The 17,984-nt window shown below is 62.1% G+C and carries 19 protein-coding genes and 1 pseudogene; 13 read left to right on the top strand and 7 right to left on the bottom strand.

Features of this window, described 5'->3' with window-relative positions:
* Nucleotides 1-740 (bottom strand): annotated as a pseudogene (locus tag ACE3OH_RS08435) (hypothetical protein); the annotation flags it as partial.
* 166 nt (nt 741-906) lie between these two features.
* Here ACE3OH_RS08435 and ACE3OH_RS08430 point away from each other — a divergent pair.
* Together ACE3OH_RS08430 and ACE3OH_RS08425 are read left to right on the top strand one after the other, a co-directional pair.
* Entirely contained in the window at nt 907-2,010 is a 1,104-nt protein-coding gene (locus tag ACE3OH_RS08430; RefSeq protein WP_374350774.1) for a sensor histidine kinase, read from the top strand.
* Complete coding sequence (locus ACE3OH_RS08425) at nt 2,007-2,714, top strand: LytR/AlgR family response regulator transcription factor (RefSeq protein WP_374350772.1); 708 nt, start codon at nt 2,007-2,009, stop codon at nt 2,712-2,714. Before ACE3OH_RS08430 ends, ACE3OH_RS08425 begins: the two co-directional genes overlap by 4 nt.
* Nucleotides 2,715-2,923: 209 nt before the next feature.
* Here ACE3OH_RS08425 and pap read toward each other — a convergent pair whose 3' ends face one another.
* Entirely contained in the window at nt 2,924-4,408 is a 1,485-nt protein-coding gene (gene pap / locus ACE3OH_RS08420; RefSeq protein ID WP_374350768.1) for a polyphosphate:AMP phosphotransferase, read from the bottom strand.
* Nucleotides 4,409-4,694: 286 nt separating this feature from the next.
* On the opposite strand from pap, the gene ACE3OH_RS08415 reads away from it, so the two are divergent.
* From ACE3OH_RS08415 to ACE3OH_RS08405, 3 genes are all read left to right on the top strand, one after another.
* The gene (locus tag ACE3OH_RS08415; RefSeq protein WP_374350765.1) at nt 4,695-5,159 is read left to right on the top strand and encodes an Rrf2 family transcriptional regulator; all 465 of its coding nucleotides are present in this window, start codon (nt 4,695-4,697) and stop codon (nt 5,157-5,159) included.
* Entirely contained in the window at nt 5,152-5,571 is a 420-nt protein-coding gene (locus ACE3OH_RS08410) for a group III truncated hemoglobin (protein ID WP_374350763.1), read from the top strand. The genes ACE3OH_RS08415 and ACE3OH_RS08410 overlap by 8 nt, the downstream gene beginning before the upstream one ends.
* A gap of 64 nt (nt 5,572-5,635) precedes the next feature.
* Nucleotides 5,636-6,835, top strand: a complete 1,200-nt coding sequence (locus tag ACE3OH_RS08405; protein WP_374350760.1) for a globin domain-containing protein — start codon at nt 5,636-5,638, stop codon at nt 6,833-6,835.
* 93 nt (nt 6,836-6,928) lie between these two features.
* Here the strand turns inward: ACE3OH_RS08405 and ACE3OH_RS08400 are convergent, their stop codons facing one another.
* Nucleotides 6,929-8,494, bottom strand: coding sequence for an ammonium transporter (locus ACE3OH_RS08400; RefSeq protein ID WP_374350757.1), 1,566 nt, complete (start codon nt 8,492-8,494; stop codon nt 6,929-6,931).
* A gap of 16 nt (nt 8,495-8,510) precedes the next feature.
* Nucleotides 8,511-8,849 carry a P-II family nitrogen regulator gene (gene glnK / locus ACE3OH_RS08395; protein WP_374350754.1) on the bottom strand — a complete coding sequence of 113 codons (339 nt, stop codon included), beginning with the start codon at nt 8,847-8,849 and terminating at the stop codon, nt 8,511-8,513.
* Between the two features lie 230 nt (nt 8,850-9,079).
* On the opposite strand from glnK, the gene ACE3OH_RS08390 reads away from it, so the two are divergent.
* Entirely contained in the window at nt 9,080-9,352 is a 273-nt protein-coding gene (locus ACE3OH_RS08390; protein ID WP_374350751.1) for an accessory factor UbiK family protein, read from the top strand.
* Nucleotides 9,353-9,517: 165 nt separating this feature from the next.
* Nucleotides 9,518-9,685: a hypothetical protein gene (locus ACE3OH_RS08385; protein ID WP_374350748.1), complete on the top strand. Its 168-nt coding sequence runs from the start codon at nt 9,518-9,520 to the stop codon at nt 9,683-9,685.
* Here ACE3OH_RS08385 and ACE3OH_RS08380 read toward each other — a convergent pair.
* Complete coding sequence (locus ACE3OH_RS08380) at nt 9,675-10,610, bottom strand: hypothetical protein (protein ID WP_374350742.1); 936 nt, start codon at nt 10,608-10,610, stop codon at nt 9,675-9,677. The two genes, ACE3OH_RS08385 and ACE3OH_RS08380, sit on opposite strands and share 11 nt — an antisense overlap.
* 206 nt (nt 10,611-10,816) lie before the next feature.
* Between ACE3OH_RS08380 and parC the strand changes: the two genes are divergently transcribed.
* The 3 genes from parC (at nt 10,817) to ACE3OH_RS08365 (ending at nt 14,533) form a co-directional block, all read left to right on the top strand.
* Nucleotides 10,817-13,192: a DNA topoisomerase IV subunit A gene (gene parC, locus ACE3OH_RS08375; RefSeq protein ID WP_374350740.1), complete on the top strand. Its 2,376-nt coding sequence runs from the start codon at nt 10,817-10,819 to the stop codon at nt 13,190-13,192.
* 2 nt (nt 13,193-13,194) lie between these two features.
* A complete protein-coding gene (locus ACE3OH_RS08370) occupies nt 13,195-13,737 on the top strand; it encodes a GNAT family N-acetyltransferase (RefSeq protein ID WP_374350737.1) in 543 nt (180 codons plus the stop codon).
* Nucleotides 13,738-13,876: 139 nt separating this feature from the next.
* A complete protein-coding gene (locus ACE3OH_RS08365; protein WP_374350734.1) occupies nt 13,877-14,533 on the top strand; it encodes a head GIN domain-containing protein in 657 nt (218 codons plus the stop codon).
* 50 nt (nt 14,534-14,583) lie between these two features.
* Here the strand turns inward: ACE3OH_RS08365 and thiE are convergent, their stop codons facing one another.
* Both thiE and ACE3OH_RS08355 read right to left on the bottom strand, forming a co-directional pair.
* Nucleotides 14,584-15,213, bottom strand: a complete 630-nt coding sequence (gene thiE, locus ACE3OH_RS08360; RefSeq protein WP_374350732.1) for a thiamine phosphate synthase — start codon at nt 15,211-15,213, stop codon at nt 14,584-14,586.
* Nucleotides 15,210-16,061 (bottom strand): hydroxymethylpyrimidine/phosphomethylpyrimidine kinase, encoded by an 852-nt coding sequence (locus tag ACE3OH_RS08355; RefSeq protein WP_374350729.1) that lies wholly within the window; start codon nt 16,059-16,061, stop codon nt 15,210-15,212. The genes thiE and ACE3OH_RS08355 overlap by 4 nt, the downstream gene beginning before the upstream one ends.
* Nucleotides 16,062-16,132: 71 nt before the next feature.
* Here ACE3OH_RS08355 and ACE3OH_RS08350 point away from each other — a divergent pair, with 71 nt between their 5' ends.
* The 3 genes from ACE3OH_RS08350 to ACE3OH_RS08340 form a co-directional block, all read left to right on the top strand.
* Nucleotides 16,133-16,297 carry a rubredoxin gene (locus ACE3OH_RS08350; protein ID WP_374350726.1) on the top strand — a complete coding sequence of 55 codons (165 nt, stop codon included), beginning with the start codon at nt 16,133-16,135 and terminating at the stop codon, nt 16,295-16,297.
* A gap of 264 nt (nt 16,298-16,561) precedes the next feature.
* Nucleotides 16,562-16,978, top strand: a complete 417-nt coding sequence (locus ACE3OH_RS08345; RefSeq protein WP_374350724.1) for a CopD family protein — start codon at nt 16,562-16,564, stop codon at nt 16,976-16,978.
* Nucleotides 16,979-17,084: 106 nt separating this feature from the next.
* A partial coding sequence (locus ACE3OH_RS08340; protein ID WP_374350721.1) for a hypothetical protein occupies nt 17,085-17,984 on the top strand: 900 nt, incomplete at its 3' end.

Here is a 17,984-nt window from a genome sequence, read left to right as displayed (position 1 = left end):
ATCGGGTTATACATCTTGCCGGGGTCGCGGGCGTCCTCTGGTGCCACCTGTAGGGCGGCGATGCGGGTTTCCAGTGCCAGCACGCGCTTGGCGGCATCGGCCGGGTTCTTGTCGCCAGCCAGCCCGGCCAGCGTAGTCAGATAGTGCAGATAGGCATCACGCGCCTTGGCAAATTCCGGCTTGCTGGTGTCGAGATAGTAATCGCGCCCCGGCAGGCCCAGCCCGCCCTGGCCGGAATAGGGGCGATTGATGCCGGGGTCTTTGAAGTCGGGCAGGACAAACTGCAAAAAGATCGGCGTCTCGATAATGCCCTGCATGCGGCCCTGCCACTTTGCCAAGGCGGCCACGCTGTCGATGCCGTCGATGTCGGACAGCAGCGGTGCAATCGGCGCGAGGCCGGCGCGATCCAGCGAAGCGGTATCGATAAAGCTGGCATAGAAATCACCGACTTGTTGGCCTACCGATCCGGGCCGGTGCTTGCCGAGGCTGAGCTGGTCGACAATGCTGCGGATACGCTGGCGCGCCACCGCCGGCGCGTCGACACCCCACGCCGCCTGCTGGTCAGCCGGAATGGGGGTATTGCGCAGCCAGCTGCCGTTGACGGCCGTGAATAGATCATCCTGCACCCTGACCGAGCGATCGAAACCGCCCAGATCGAGCCCGGATGGCTTGGGCGCGGCCATGGCAGCCAGCGACAGGGTGATGAACAGTGCAGAGCGAAGCAGGCGAGGAGAGGTCATGGCGGCGTTCCCAAAAGAATGAGGCGCCATGGTGCCGCGCGCGCGTGCCCCCCGGCGCAATAGGTGCCGGATGGTGCAAAACGGGGATAAAGACCATTTTTTGCCGTTTGAGTGATGGCGTAGCCACCACTACACTGGGGGCATTGTTTATCGAGGCGCCCCGCCAGTGAGCGATACCGACCCGCCCGCATTTTTCCCCCGCGATGCCCGACTCTGGCTGCTGCATGGCTGCGGCATGTTGCTGATCGTCGTCACCCAGCTGCTGTCGGCCTGGATGTGGGGCAGCAGCCTGCGCAATGATGCGCTGGCAACCCTGATCTGGGTTCTACCCTATACCGGCTGTGTGCTGGGCTTTCGCTACCTGTATCTGCGCAATGGCTGGGAGCGGCTGGAGCTGTGGCGGGTGGCCCTGCTGTCGCTGCTCTACGGCACGCTGGCCGGCCTGTTGATTGCCGCCTGCGTATTCATCGCTACCCTGCCGCTGGTATGGCCCGGCATTGTGGCAAGCCATGCCCAGCTGCCCGGCTGGAAGCCGCTGCACCATGCGCTCAGGCTGATTGTCGGCAATGGCTTGTCCAACCAGCTGTTCGTCTGCGCCTGGATCTTCATCTTTGTCAGCGCCATGGCCAATCAGCGCGCCCGGCAGGCCGAGCTGTCCAATCTGCGCCTGCAGAACAGCCTGAAAGAGGCGCAGCTGAGTACCCTGGCCAGCCAGCTCAACCCGCATTTCCTGTTCAATGCCCTCAACAATATCCGCTTCCTGTTCCAGGAAAACGGCCGCGCCGCCGATGGCATGATGACCTCGCTGTCGGAATTGCTGCGCTATTCGCTCGAATCGAGCCGGCGCGACAAGGTGTCGCTGTCGGAAGAGCTGGCGATGGTGGAGCGCTTTATCGCCATCATGAAGATCCAGATGGAAAACCGGCTGGAGTTGACGCTGGATGTGCCCGATGCCCTGCGTAACTGCCTGATCCCTCCGATGGTATTGCAGCTCTTGGTAGAAAACGCCATCAAGCACGGCCTGGAGCAGCTGCCGGCCGGCGGCGTGCTGGCGCTGCTGGTCAGCGAGCGCGATGGCCGGCTCAAGCTGTTTGTCGGCAATGATGCGCCCGAAGCGCCGGCGAGCGAATCGCCCAGTACCGGCATCGGCCTGCAGAACATCGAACGCCGGCTGGCCCTGCTGTACGGCAAGGCCGCGCAGATGCTGGTGACGCGCGATACCCGGCAGTTCGAGGTCGAACTATTGCTGCCCAAGGAGCTGGCGCGGTGAAGGCGCTGGTGATCGAAGATTCGCGCCTGGCCCGCGAGGGCTTGGTACGTATGCTCGGCGAGTTTCCCGCCATCGAGGTGGTCGGCGCCGCCGAGCAGCCCGATGCGGCGCTGGCCTTGATTGCCGAGCATCAACCCGAGGTATTGTTTCTCGATATCCACCTGCCCGGCGGCAGTGGTTTTGATCTCTTGGGCCAGCTCGATTACACGCCGCGCATCATCTTTACCACCGCCTACGCCGAATTCGCCATCCGCTCGTTTGAATTCAATACAGTGGATTACCTGCTCAAGCCGATCAGCCCGGAGCGGCTGGCCATGGCCATTGCCAAGCTCGGCGCGGTTGAAGCGAAGCAGGACGACGGTGATCGGCTAAGCATGAACAGCCGCATCTTTATCAAGGATGGCGAGAAATGCCATTTGCTGCCGCTGGCAAATATCCGCTATCTGGAAAGCTGCAAGAACTATGTGCAGGTGTATTTCGATCAGCAATGGGCCTATGTAAAGAAGTCGCTGAACAGCATCGAAGCACGCCTGCCACCCGAGGTTTTCTTTCGCATCAGCCGCCAGCATGTGGTCAATCTGCAAAAAGTGAGCGGTATCGAAGAAACCATGAGCTTTGGCTATAAGGCGGTGCTGGATGACGGCAAGAGCCTGGAAATTTCGCGGCGCAACTTGCTGGAGCTGAAGGAAAAACTGAGTTTTTGACAGCGAACTACGCAAGCGGTAAGCGCCAATCAAACCAGTGGGCCCAGTTAGCAAAAGCCCGCAACATGCTGGACTGCCGAGATGTAGGAGCATTGCGCAAAGGCAAATCGCCGTGCTCCCTCCCCCCTCGCGGGGGAGGGCCGGGGAGAGGGGGAACCCAGTGTCACCGCAGCGGCAGCCATTCTGCAAACAACTTTTTCAGGCCTCGCTCACCCAACCAACCTCGCCTCGATAACCTCACACAGCGCCTTCAGCACCTTGATGCGGGCGTGGTATTTATTATTGGCTTCCACCAGCACCCAGGGCGCATCGCGGGTGCTGGTGCGTTCCACCATATCGTGCACCGCCTCGCGGTAGGCATCCCAGCGATCGCGATTGCGCCAGTCTTCCTCAGTGATCTTGAAGCGCTTGAAACCAGTCTGCTCGCGTGCCTGGAAGCGCTTGAGCTGTTCGTCGGCGTCGATGGCCAGCCAGAACTTGATGACGATCACGCCGGCGTCGCTGAGCTGGCGCTCGAAGTCATTGATCTCGCCATAGGCGCGCATCCAGTCCGGCTCCGGCGCAAAGCCTTCCACCCGCTCCACCAGCACCCGGCCGTACCACGAGCGATCGAAGATGGCGAATTTGCCGCGCTTGGGCAGCTTGCGCCAAAAGCGCCACAGATAGGGCTGATTGCGCTCTTCCTCGGTGGGGGCGGCGATCGGGATCACATGGTAGTGGCGCGCATCCAGTGCGCCGGTAATACGGCGTATGGTGCCGCCCTTGCCGGCGGCATCATTGCCTTCGAATACTGCCACCACCGCCCGCTGGCTCAGGCGCGGGTCGCGGCTCAGGGCGTTGATCCGGCCCTGCCATTTTTCCAGTTCCTCGCTGTATTCGCGCTTGCTCATAGTCTGGTCCAGCACCAGCCGGTCCAGTACCCGCATGCCATCGAGCGGCGCCAATAGCGGGGCGGCCATCGCCGGCGTGCCGTCGCCATCGGGGTGGACCAGGCGCTTGCGCAGCGCCTGCAGCAGGACCTGGCCCACGGTCAGGCTGCGATAGCGTTCGTCCTCGCCATCCACCACCACCCACGGCGCCTGGCCGGTGCTGGTGCGCAGCAGCACTTCTTCCGATACGGCCCGGAATTCATCGTATTGCTTGAAGTGCTCCCAGTCGGCCTCGCCAACCCGCCAGCGGGTACGCGGGTCTTTTTCCAGCGCCTGCAGGCGGGCCTTTTGCTGTTTTTTGCCCAGGTGGAACCAGAACTTCAGCAGCAGCACGCCTTCATTGGCCAGCATGGTCTCAAAGCGCACGATATCGTCGATGGCGGCCTGCAACTCGCCGGCGCCGCTCTGCCCGGTAGCCCGGTGCAGAATCGGCGCGGTATACCAGGAGCCGAACAGGATGCCGATGCGCCCCTTGGCCGGCAGGGCGCGCCAGAAGCGCCACATGGTGGGCTGGGCGTATTCCTCGTGGCCGCTGTCGCCAAAGGCATGGGTGTCGATCAGGCGCGGATCCATCCACTCATTGAGCAGATTGACCGTTTCGCCCTTGCCGGCGCCATCCACGCCATTGATCAGGATCACCACCGAAAACGCCGGCTTTTCCTTCAGCTCGTATTGCGCATCGAGCAGCGCCTCGCGCAGCGCCGGCAACTGCGCCTTGTAGCTGTCCTTGTCGATACGATGTCCCAGTTCGGCGGCTTCAAACATGGCGGTTCCCGATAAGACCAGATGCGCCATCTTAGATAGGCGCATGCGGCTTCGCACTGATTTGGCGCAATGTGCGGCTTGTTCCGGCAGGGCTGGTTATCCGGAGACAGGGCATTGGATTGCGCGAGCCTTCGCTCGGCCTGCCGGAGACGCACGAGATACGCCCCCATCCACCCGCTTGCCAAATGGGCAGGCAAGGAAGCAGGGCGCGCTGCCCGTTCTCGGAATTTAAGTTGCATATTGAATGCATGTTATTTAGCATGGTCACGACTTTGAAAGGATAGTCATGCAGCTCACCCGCTTTTCCGACCTTGGCCTGCGTGTGCTGATGTATCTGAGCCATCAGGATGAACGCACTGCGCCGGTCACCATTGCCGAAATCGCCAGCCAGTTTGCCGTGCCGCACAACCACTTGGTGAAAGTGGTCAACCGTCTGGGCAAGCTGGGCTGGCTGAATGCAACGCGCGGGCGCAATGGCGGGCTGCGTCTGGCAGCAAGCGCCAGCAGCCTGAAGCTTGGGGCGGTGCTGAGCGGCCTGGAGGAAACCACCCAGCTGATCGATTGCCACAATCCGCCTTGCCCGCTCGGCGGCGGCTGCCTGCTCAAGGCGGCGCTCAATGCCGGCCTCGCCGCCTTCTACGCCAGGATGGATGAATACACGCTGGCCGATGTCAGCGCCCAAGGCACGGGCGAGGCCATCATCACCCTGCATCGCCAGTTCGTGGCGCGCCAGGAGGCCAGCCATGCCTGATATTGCAGAACAAATCGGCAAAGCCGGCGTGGCAGCAGTGGTCGAGCGCTTTTACCGGCAGGTGAGACAGCACCCAAGACTGGCCATCCCCTTCGCCCGGGTTGAGGACTGGCCGGCGCATCTTGAGCATCTGAGCCATTTCTGGTGGGTAACGCTGGGCGGCGAGCGCTATCTCGACTATCGCTATCAGGTGGCGCAACGCCATGCCCAGAGCGGCTTCACTCCCGCCTTGCTGGCAGACTGGCTGGCGCTGTTCCGGCAGACACTTTTCGATTCCCTGCCGCCCGAGCTGGCAAATGCCTGGCTGGCGCGCGCCGAACGCATCGGACAGAGCCTGCTGTTGATGCATGAACACGGTCACATCCCCAGCCAGGCCAGCCTGGGTGGCGCCAGCATTGTTGCGAGGCCATAAGCACAGGCAGCCGTTTCACTTCGCCCTAAAAGTTGCATTTTTGATACCAGTAAAAGGAAAGCCCATGCTGTCTCCGTCCGCCCGCCCCTATATCGAAGCAAGCGTTCCCGTACTGCGCCAACACGGCCTCGCCATTACCCAGGTGTTTTATCAGCGCATGTTTGCCGCCTACCCCGAGCTGGAAAACCTGTTCAATCTGGGCAACCAGGCCAATGGCAGCCAGCAGCAATCGCTGGCCGCCGCCGTATTTGCCTATGCCGCCAATATCGACAAGCCTGATGCGCTGGCGCCGGTAGCCAGCCGCATTGCCCACAAGCATGCGTCGGTAGGCATACGCCCGGCGCATTACCCGATTGTTGGCCGCTATCTGCTTGCTGCCATCGGGGAAGTCCTCGGCGACGCCGCCACCCCGGCGCTGCTGGCAGCCTGGGATGAAGCCTACTGGCTGCTGGCCGGCGAATTGATCGCGGCCGAAGCGCGGCTCAGCGAGCAATCTGGCGCCGCCACCGGGGAAATGCGTGAATTGCAGGTGATGGAAACCCGGCAGGAATGCGACGGGGTGATTTCCTGTTATCTGAAAACGCCGGATGGCCAATCCCCCGGCGCCTTCAAGCCGGGCCAGTATGTATCGGTTGCTGTCGAGCTGGCGGCGCTGGGGCGGCGGCAGATACGCCAGTACAGCCTGTCGGACGCGCCATCTCGCGACTGGTGGCGCCTGACCATCAAGCGCGAAGCGGGCGAGGGCGCCACACCAGCCGGCATGGTGTCGAACCATTTACACAAGCACGTCCAGCAGGGCGACCGCCTTGCCGTGGGCGCGCCATTCGGCGACTTCACACCCAATCTGGATGCTGGCCGCCCCATCGCCCTGATCTCGGCCGGCGTCGGCATTACGCCGATGGTGTCAGTGCTCAATACCCTGGCCGATCGCCGTGATAGCCGACCCATCATATTTGCCCATGCCGCGCAATCGGCCGCGCACCACGCCTTGCGTGCCGACCTCGCCAATGCCCGCGACCGACTGGCCGGCCTGCAGACCCATGTTTTCTACGAACAGGCCGGCGCTACCGATCACCACGCACAGCCAGGGCGAATGGCGCTGGAGCGGGTGCTGGCTGGGGTGCCTGCCGATACCGACTTCTACCTGTGCGGGCCCATCCCGTTCATGCAAGCCCAATGGCAGGCGCTGCTGGCGCATGGCATTGCGCCGCAACACATCCAGCGCGAGGTATTCGGACCGGAACTGCTGGATCATTTGCTGTAGTCGGCCACCGACCCTCAGCAACACCGCGATTGCTGCTACCGATAAAGCAAAAGGCCCGTCGCAACGGGCCTTTTGGTTACATCACACTGCGGCTTACTGGCTGTACGCCTTTTCGCCATGGCTGGTCAGATCCAGCCCTTCGCGCTCCTCGTCTTCCGGTACGCGCAGGCCGATGGTCAGATCGACCAGCTTGTAGGCAATCACCGACACCAGGCCGGACCAGATCAGCGTAGTCCCCACTGCCTTGGCCTGAGTCAGCACCTGGCTGGCAATCGAGTAGTCCTTGCCCACCGCATTGGCCACATAGTCGTAGATGCCGGCACCGCCCAGCGATGGATCGGCAAACACACCGGTAAGCAGGGCGCCCAGAATGCCACCAACGCCATGCACGCCGAACACATCGAGCGCATCGTCCGCGCCAAGCAGGCGCTTCAGGCCGTGCACGCCCCACAGGCAGACTGCGCCGGCCAGTGCACCAATCACCATCGCACCGCCAACACCGACATAGCCGCAAGCCGGGGTAATGGCCACCAGACCGGCCACGGCGCCCGAGGCCGCGCCCAGCATCGAAGGCTTACCCTTCCACGCCCACTCGATGCCCATCCACACCAAGGCGGCCAGAGCGGTTGCCACCCAGGTATTGACGAAGGCGAGCGCTGCGACACCGGTCGCTTCCAGATTCGAGCCGGCATTGAAGCCAAACCAGCCGAACCACAGCAAGGAGGAACCGATCATGGTCATGGTCAGGCTGTGCGGCGTCATCGCTTCGCGGCCGTAGCCGACACGCTTGCCGACAAAATAGGCACCGATCAAACCAGCAATGGCGGCATTGATATGCACCACGGTGCCGCCGGCGAAGTCCAGCGCGCCTTTTTGCCACAGCCAGCCGCCGGTAAGCGTCGCAGCATCAGCGGCTTGCTGGTTGGTGAATGCGTCCGGGCCAGGCCAGAACCAGACCATATGCGCCATCGGCAGGTAGGCAAAGCTGAACCAGATCACCACAAAGGCCAGAACCGCAGCGAACTTGGCGCGCTCGGCGAAGGCACCGACGATCAGGCCGCAGGTGATGGCGGCAAATGCGCCCTGGAACACCACATAGGCCAGCTCGGAAACCACCACGCCCTTGCTGAAGGTGGCTGCCACCGAATCCGGCGTGACGCCCTTGAGGAACAGGTCCTTGAATGAGCCGATAAACGGACTGAGCGCGCCGCTACCCTCGGTAAACGCCAGGCTGTAGCCGTAGATCACCCACAGCACCGAGATCAGCGAAAACACCACGAATACCTGCATCAGGATGCTGAGCATATTCTTGGAGCGCACCAGGCCGCCGTAGAACAGCGCGAGGCCGGGAATCGACATCAGAATGACAAGGGCAGTCGACACCAGTAGCCAGGTGTTGTCGCCCTTATTGGGGACCGGTGCTGGCGCGGCCGCCGGAGCGGCAGGGGCCGCGGTGCTTACAGCAGGAGCCGCAGCAGCAGGGGTGGCTGGCGTTGCTGCTGCCGGCGCTACGGCAGCCGGTGCAGCGGCATCGGCTGGCTTGGCCGCTACCGATGTTGCGGGCGCCTCGGCGGGTTTGGCCGCCGCTGCGTCCTCCGCCCAGGCTTGGCCCAGGCCCAATGCACCAAACAGTGCAAGTGTCGCGAGCAGTTTCTTCATGTGGATTCTCCTGGCTCTAGAGCGCGTCGGCGCCGGTTTCACCGGTGCGGATGCGGATGACCTGTTCCAGATCGAAGACGAAGATCTTGCCGTCGCCGATCTTGCCGGTATTGGCGGCTTTCTCGATGGCCTCGATCACCTGCTCTACCAGATCATCCTTGACGGCGATCTCGAGCTTTACCTTGGGCAGAAAATCGACCACATACTCCGCGCCGCGATACAGCTCGGTGTGGCCTTTCTGACGACCGAATCCCTTGACCTCGGTGACGGTCACGCCCTGCACGCCAATGGCGGACAGTGCTTCCCGTACCTCGTCAAGCTTGAACGGCTTGATGATGGCACTGACGAACTTCATCTTCGCTCCTTGAAGTAATGAAATACTGCTGACTGCAAAGCTTTAGCACAGGTCGTGCCAAAGCATTTATTGTTTTAGATTCAATCTGTTATTGAATTATTACCAATACCACCCCCGTAGCTTGCACCAAAACAGTGCGCTCGAATCGGGCGAAGCGAGATGCTGGTGCGGCCGAGTCGCATGGCGATTTGTTAGACTTGCGCCATTAACCATCCAACAAGGAGCAAGCGATGCTGGCGCAACGACTATTCGACGAGGTAAGCGGCAAGATCGCCGAGGTAATGGCCACCGGCCCGGCGCGCGATATCGAGAAGAACATCAAGGCGGTGCTGACTGCCGCCTTTGCCAAGCTGGATCTGGTGACGCGCGAAGAGTTCGAAGTTCAGCAGGCGGTGCTGGCCAAGACGCGTGAGACGCTGACCGCCCTGGAAGCGCGAATTGCCGCGCTGGAAGCCGGCAAGGCCCAGCTGGCAGCGGGCGATAATCCACAGGATGACTTCTGATCCATCATCGATCGGCATGGCGCGCCGAGCCCGCCGGAAGTGGCTGAGCGCGCCAAATCTGCATTTCACCCCGCTAGCCCTGCGCTTTATCGCAAGCCGGTAACGCTGCTTCGAGCCGGCCCTTAAGCTGCCTCCATCAAAACGCCGATCCGGCCGGAGGCAGTCATGTTCAGTCCACTGTGTTTCAGCAAGTCAGCCGCGCAATCCAAGCAACAGCCCATCACCCCGGTGACGGCCAAGCGAAGCGAGACGATATCCCGCCCGCAAGCCAGCGAAACAGCGTGGCGCGCCACCAAGGACAGCCGCAGCAGCACCGCATCACTTATTGCCTGATACGCTCGAACACATACACCGCCGCGCCCAATTCCGGCGGCAGCGCCAGTTTGCTCAGCGCGACATCCTCGCCACAGGCAAACAGGGTCTGCGCTTCGTAGTCGGCCCAATTGCCGGTGACAAAGTGCGAGCGACTGCCGATCACGATATAGGTCTGCACACTGCGGGTACGGAACACCTGGCGCTCGAAGCGATTGTTGGCGGGCGGCCAGCAGCAGATCACCACCTCGGGCGAGCGGGTGCGCAAGGCCTCAACCGCGTCCATGCGCCGCACCCAGTCGGGATAATCCAGCTGCTTGTGCCAGCTGTAATCATCGCAGGCATCCACCATGGCGCCGGCATCGCGCAAAAAGCGCGTCAGCGTGCCGTCGCCCGCGGCGATTTCCAATGCAGGCCGCTGGCCTAGCCGTGCCGCCAGCGCGGCGATCAACTCGCGCGAAAAGAAACAGTAAATGCCGCGCTGCTCCACCAGCGGCATCAGCCGCCGGCGCTGCCATAGCAGCGGCCACACCAAGCGGAACCAGCGCAGCGACACCGGTTTGCGCTCGAAATCGCGCTTGAACAGCAGGCGCTGCGCAATCAGGCCATTGAACAGATTGAAGCGCACCTTCCCTTGGCGCACACCGGTTGCCGCCGAAAACACATATTGGCGGATCGCCAGCTCGGTCATGCGCTGCCGCAGCAGCTGCTCCACCTGGGCGGCAAAGGCGCGCCCGCTGCGCTCGCCGCTGAGAAAGCGCTCATGCGGCAGCGCCGCTTGTGCGGCGCGCTCGGCCACTGCCTTCAGTTCGGCCGCATCACGCCGGGCCACAAGCTGCGCCAGCTCATCGCGCACCTGGCGCCATACATCCGGCCTGGCCTCGCATAACGCAGTCAAAGTCGGTTTGCTTTTCAGCCAGTCCAGCATGGCTTCGGGTGTTTGCATGGGCATCAAGGTCATAGGGTGAATAGAGGAGCCGGCATCGCGCCGCACGGGCTGTACGCAGAATGGCATATTCCGGCAATGCATGGCGCGATGCGGCGCCGCGTGTTTGCCCTCGGCCCCCCGGCAGCAACATCATGCGTAGCGCTACCCATTGACCGGCGCTTCTGCCATCATCGCCCGCCTGATTCCGACCGCCGTAAAGCATCATGAATGACACTCCCGACTTGCCGACTGACGATGACGACACGCCCGCGCTGGACACGCCGCAGAGCGGCAACAGCGCCGACTTGCCGCCGCCACCCAGCCTGACCGACTTCAGCGGTGCCGATGCGGTGCCGCTCGGCCGCTATGCCGAGCGCGCTTACTTGGAATATGCGGTATCGGTGGTCAAGGGCCGCGCCCTGCCGGAAGTGAGCGATGGCCAGAAGCCAGTGCAGCGCCGCATCCTGTATGCCATGCACGAGATGGGCCTCGGGGCAGTCGCCAAGCCGGTGAAGTCGGCACGTGTAGTCGGTGAGGTGCTGGGTAAATTCCACCCGCATGGCGATTCCTCTGCCTATGAGGCGATGGTGCGGATGGCGCAGGATTTTTCGCTGCGCTACCCGCTGGTGGATGGCCAGGGCAATTTCGGCTCGCGCGATGGCGATGGCGCAGCGGCGATGCGTTACACCGAAGCGCGGCTGACCAAGATTGCCGAATTGCTGCTGTCGGAAATCGATATGGGCACCGTCGATTTCATTCCGAACTACGACGGCGCATTTGAAGAGCCCAAGCTGTTGCCGGCGCGTTTGCCGATGTTGCTGCTCAATGGCGCATCCGGCATCGCCGTGGGCATGGCGACCGAGATGCCGCCGCATAATCTGAGCGAAGTGGCGGAAGCGGCGGTGGCGCTGATCCGCAATCCGCGCCTGGAAGTGGCCGACCTGCTCGACACCATACGCGGCCCGGACTTTCCGGGTGGCGGCCAGATCATCTCCAGCCGCGAGCAGATCCAGTCGGCCTATGAAAGCGGCCGTGGCAGCCTGACGGTACGGGCACGCTGGAAGATCGAAGAGCTGGCGCGCGGCCAGTGGCAGCTGGTGGTGACCGAGCTGCCACCGAATGCGTCCTCGCAACGGGTGCTGGAAGAAATCGAAGATCTGACCAACCCGAAGATCAAAAAGGGCAAGAAGGCGCTGACCCAAGAGCAGGTACAGCTCAAGCAGTTGCTGCTGAGCCAGCTCGACACGGTGCGCGACGAGTCGGGCAAGGATGTGGCGGTGCGCCTGGTGTTCGAACCGAAGAGCCGCACCCAGAATCCCGACGAATTCGCCAATATGCTGCTCACCCACACCAGTCTGGAGGGCAATGCCTCGCTGAATCTGGTGGCAATCGGCCTCGATGGCCGGCCGCAGCAAAAGAATCTGAAGCAGCTGCTGCAGGAATGGATCGACTACCGCTTTATCACCGTGCGCCGCCGCACCACCCATCGACTCGGCCAGGTGGATGACCGCATCCATATCCTAGAAGGCCGGCTACTGGTCTACCTGAATATCGACGAGGTGATCCGCATCATCCGTCAGGCCGACGACCCGAAGGCCGACCTGATTGCCGCATTTGCACTGAGCGAGCGGCAGGCTGACGATATCCTGGAAATCCGCCTGCGCCAGCTGGCCCGCCTTGAAGGCATCAAGATCGAGCAAGAACTGGCCAAGCTGCGCGATGAAAAGGCCGAGCTGGAACACCTGCTGGCCGATGAAGGCGCCATGCAGCGCCAGATCATCAAGGAGATCAAGGACGACGCCAAAACCTTCGGCGATGCGCGCCGCACCCTGATCGAGGCGACCGAGCGCGCCATGGTGACGGTGGCGGTCGTCGACGAGCCGCTCACCGTCATCTTCAGTGAAAAAGGCTGGATACGCAGCCGCAATGGCCACGGCATCGATACCCAGAGCATCAGCTTCAAGGAAGGCGACAAGCTGCTGGCGGCGCTGGAGTGCCGCTCGGTGGATACGGTGGCGCTATTCGGCTCGGATGGCCGCGTTTACAACATCCTCGCCGGCAATCTGCCGGGTGGCCGAGGCGATGGCGTGCCGATCGCCTCGCTCATTGATTTGGCCGCCAAGACGCGCATCGTGCAGTTGCTGGCCGGCAAGCCCGACCAGGCTTTGCTGATCGCCGGCGCCAGCGGCTATGCCTTCCATTGCGAATTCAAGGATCTGCTCACCCGCCAGAAGGCCGGCAAGGCCTTTCTGTCGCTGGACGAAGGCGAGGCCTTGCTCAAGGTGGCGCCGTTTACCCCGGCCGAGGGCAATCTGGTGTGCTGTTTGTCCACCTCCGGCCGCCTGCATGCCTTCCCTCTGCTGGAGCTGAAGGCGCTGTCGGGCGGCGGTCGCGGCATGATCGCCATGGCGCTGGACGAAGGCGATACCCTGACCGCCATCACCGTCAGCGATGGCAACAGCCTCACCCTGAACGGCACCGGCCGTGGCGGCCGGGCGATGAGCGTAACCTTCGACGCCAATGATCTGGCGCCCTATGTCGGCAAGCGCGCCAAGAAGGGCAAGCCGCTGGTGGGCGGCCTCAAGCTGTCGGGCTTCTGATCATGCAGCCGGCAAGCACCCCGATCCTGAATCTTGCCGGCATCCGGCTGCGGCCGATTGCGCGTAGCGACATGGCCGACTGGTATGGCTATCTGCAAGACCCGCAGGCCATCGAGCACACCAGCTGGAAGCTGTCTGGCATCGATGATCTGGCGCCGCTGTTCGATAGCTTTGAATCCAGCGCACCGACGAGCATGCTGCGTTTTGCGATTGCCAATGCCGAAGATAGGCTGATCGGCACTATCGGCTTTCACACGGTATCGCCGCTGTACCAGCATGGCGAGCTGGCCTACGATCTCGCGCCCGCCTACTGGGGCCGTGGTATCGCCCCAGCCGCCTGCCGGCAGGTATGCGACTGGGCGTTTCGCGAGCTGGGCTGGGTGCGCATCCACGCCCATGTGCTCGACAGCAATGCCGCCTCACGGCGGGTGCTGGAAAAATGCGGCTTTCGCCATGAGGGCCGCTTGCATGATCTGCGGCCAGTGCGCGGTGAGCTGCGCAATTTTGATCTCTACGCGCTATTGCGCCGGCATTGGCAGGGTTAGGGCGAATTCAACATCAACGGCTTTCAACCCAAAGGCGCAGAGAGCACGGAGAAAACCCCAGATTCAGGCATGGCGGACTTGCAATTCACCGCAAGCAATATAAGATACCGTTAAGTATGTTTAATTGACGGAGACTGCCATGCGCCACCTGATTGCCACTACCTTGCTGCTTTGCTCATCGTTTGCCCTGGCTGCGGAAATTCGCGGTAGCGGCAAGATCATCGAGCAGACCCGCCAGGTAAGCGACTTCACCGCCATTCGCAGCGAAGGCGCTTATGTGCTCGATGTCACGGCCGGCGCGGCCACCTCGCTGAAAATCAGCGGCGACGATAACTTCCTGCCTCTGCTGGAAACCAGCGTCAGCAATGGCGAATTGCAGATCCGCTTCAAGAATGGCAAGGATGCCGTGCACTTTGGCAGCAATAGCAAGCTGCGCATTACCGTCACCACGCCGACCTTGAACCGGTTTTCCGGCGAAGGCGCCGGCAAGGTGATGTTCCATAACCTGGCGGGTGACAGCTTTACCATTGCCTACCAGGGCGCCGGCTTGCTCACCGCCGGCGGCCAGGTAAAGAACCTCACCGTACAAGCCGATGGCGCCGGCTCGATGGACCTGAAGGCGCTCAAGGCGGCCAATGCCACGGTCAGCTTGGAGGGCGTGGGTGCCATCAATGTCCATGCCAGCGAATCGCTGACTGCCTCGGTCGATGGCATCGGCTCGCTCACCTATTACGGCCACCCGGCCAAGGTCAGCAAATCGATTTCCGGGATCGGATCATTCCGCGCTGGGGATTGAGGCGCGAGCAAGCAGCGGCGAGCGATGGACAATCCATCGCCGCCGCAAAATCACAGTCTGACCGAGAAGTGCCGCGCAAACGCGCGGGCGGTCTGGGCGATATCGTCGCTGGCAAATAGCGCCGAGATCACCGCAATATTGCTTACGCCCAGCTCGACCAGCGTCACCACATTGGCGATGGTGATGCCGCCAATTGCCACCATCGGGCAGCACAGCGCCTGGCGCGCTTCGGCAAACAGCGCGGCAGATGCCTGCACCGCCGCCGGCTTGGTCGGGGAGGGGAAGGCGGCGCCGAAGCCGACATGATCAGCGCCGGCCGCCAGCGCAGCCTGGGCCAGTGCCAAGCGGTTGTAGCAAGATGCGCCAAGCAGCTTATCGGGGCCCAGCGCAGCGCGGGCGCTAGCCAGATCGCCGTCGTCGCCGCCGAGATGCAGACCATCGGCATCGATTTCCAGCGCCAGATCCAGATGGTCGTTGATGATCAGCGGCACCTGCGCTGCCCGGCACTGGGCAAGCAAGGCGGTAGCCTGCTCGCGCCGCAATCCGGCATCAGCCAGCTTGTTGCGATACTGGATGACTGCCGCGCCACCCGCCAGCGCTGCCCGGCAGGCGGTCAGCAAGCGATCGGTGTCGGCCCAATCAGGGGTGATCGCATACAGTCCAGACGGCAGCCGCCTCATGCCTTGTCGTCGCCCGGCTCGGCCGCAGCCGTGTCACCAGCCCCTTGGCGGGCCCAGAACATGCGGTCGGGCAGGAACTGTCCCATGCCGGGCCGATAGGCGTTTTTCAGGGTTTGCCAAGTGTAATCCTGCGCCTCGCGCACCGCGCTCGCCACATCCATGCCATTGGCGATAAAGGCCGCCACGGCTGAAGCCAGGGTGCAGCCCGAGCCGTGGTAGCTGCCGGGCAGGCGTTCCCAGTTATCGATACGCACGCGGCCAGAGCGGTTGTACAGGCTGTTGACCACGCTGGGCGTATTTTCGTGGGTGCCGGTCACCAGCACGAATTCCGGGCCGTATTTGCGGATCTGCAAGGCCGCCTCTTCGGCGCTCATGGCTTCTTGCTCATCCACATCATCACTGGCCAGCTTGCGTGCTTCCAGGCTGTTCGGCGTCAGCACCGTGGTATGCGGCAGCAATAGCTCGCGCATGGCGCTGACCATCTCTTCGCCGGCAAACTCATCGCCACCTCCGGTGGTGAACACCGGATCAAGTACCAGCGGAATATCAGGGTAATCGGCGGCGATCTCGGCAATCACCGTAAGGTTTTCCAGGCTACCGACCACGCCGACCTTGATGGCGGCGATCTGCATGTCTTCCAGTACAAAACGCGCCTGGTCGGACACCAGCTCGGGGTCGACTGCCTGGAATTCCTCCATGCCGGCAGTATCTTGCACGGTGATGGCGGTAACGACAGGCAAGGCATGGCAGCCGAGCGCGGATAGCGCCAGGATATCGGCCGACAGGCCTGCTCCGCCGGAGGGGTCGTTTCCAGCGAAGACAAGGACGATAGGGGGGGATTGATTCATGCGGAAAGAGGCTGGGCGGGTCGAATGAGTTAGAATTTTAGCCCCATTACCCAAGTTACCTTCGCACCGATATGAAAAAATACATGTGCCTGATTTGCGGCTTCATCTATGACGAGGCCGCCGGACGCCCGGAAGACGGCATTGCGCCGGGTACCCGCTGGGACGATGTGCCGATGAACTGGACCTGCCCGGACTGCGGCGCCCGCAAAGAAGACTTTGATATGGTTCAGGTTTAAAGCGCGGCCCGATCGAGTGATCGGGCTTTGTTTTTATCCGCCTTGCCGGCAAGGCGAATGAAATTCGGCAGAGCCGCGTTGATCGTGCGATGTGCAGAGCGAAGCTACATAGGCGCCACTGACGCGAGAATCACGACAAAAGCCAGGTCGGGTTTCAAGCCGATAGGTGAGCCGCAGCCGCGTTGCAGTCGGCTAAGCGATGTTGACGGAATGAATTCCGGGCTACAAAACCGCTGTTTTCACTCAGCGGACTAGGGAAGATTGATGAGTTATCTCTGGGTAAAAACCCTGCATATCGTATTCATGACCAGCTGGATGGCCGGCCTGTTTTATATGCCGCGCCTGTTCGTCAATCATGCTATGAGTAGCGAGCCGGCGGTGCATGCGCAGCTGGCACTGATGGAGCACAAGCTGTTCCGCTTCATGACCGGCCTTGCCCATCTGGCAATCGGTTTCGGCCTATGGTTGTGGCTGGGCTATGGTGTAAGCGGTCATTGGCTGCATGCCAAGCTGGCGCTGGTATTGGCGCTGATTGCCTATCACCTGTATTGCCGGCGCATCATGCGCGATTTTGCCGCAGGGCGTAACCAGCGCAGCCATGTGTGGTTCCGCTATTTCAACGAGTTGCCGATCTTGCTGTTTTTCGGGATCGTGGCGCTGGTGGTGGTAAAGCCATTCTGAACCGCGCAGCTGTCAGGCGGTTTTTCGGGTAGTGCGGATAGGATATCGATTGCTTGGCGGGACTGATGCGCCCCACCAGCAAGTCTGCAGCAAGGGAGAACACACAATGAAGCAGGTTTTGACATGGGTAGGCATGGCAGCCGCAGCCTCGTGGCTGGCGGGTTGCGAAGGCCCTGGTGAGCGCGAGGACCGGATCAATGCGCCGGTGACCATTCCGGTCACCATACCGGACACGCTGCCCTCTTCGACGTCGTTGGCGCAGCAGTGCGAGCAGCCACGCCCGGCCGGACAGATCGATCCTTTGAGCAATCGCCCTTATGGCGATACCAAGGGCTCGCTGGCCACCGAAATGGCGTGGATACGCTCGTTTGTGAACGAAACCTATCTCTGGTATCGGGAAGTGCCATCGGTTTCGCCGTCGGCCTACTACATCGGTGCGACAGTGCCCTATGTCGATCCGCGCAGCAACCGGATCTCCTCGGTAGTGCCCAAGACCAATTACGAGGTGGTGGACGCCTATTTCAATTCGCAGCGCAGCAGCCAGCTCACCGCCTCGGGCAAGCCGCGCGACCAGTTCCACTTCACTTATCCGACCGAAGAATGGAATGCGCGCTCCTCTTCGGGCGCATCGGCCGGCTTCGGCTTTCATGCTGCCCTGCTCGCATCCAGTCCGCCACGCAAGGCGGTGGTGGCCTATATCGAGCCCGGCACACCAGCAGCCCTGCAGGGTATCCAGCGCGGCACCCAGCTGCTCAGCATCAATGGTGCGGCCGTTGCCGACAGCAACGATGTCGATACCCTTAATGAAGGCCTGTTCTCGCCAGTGCCAGGCAAGACCTACCGTTTTGTGGTGCAAGACCTTGGCGGCGCGCCGCGCACGGTTGACCTGACTGCCGGCACCATTACCGAGAACCCGGTGCAGAATGTGCGCACCTTGCCGGCACCGAACAATACCGTTGGCTACCTGACTTTCAATTCCCATATCGCCACCGCCGAAAAAGGCCTG

Origin of the sequence: Chitinimonas sp. (assembly GCF_041904975.1) — a bacterium.
In the GTDB taxonomy this organism is placed as follows: Bacteria; Pseudomonadota; Gammaproteobacteria; order Burkholderiales; family Chitinimonadaceae; genus Chitinimonas.
This window is presented reverse-complemented; position numbering and strand designations above follow the sequence as displayed.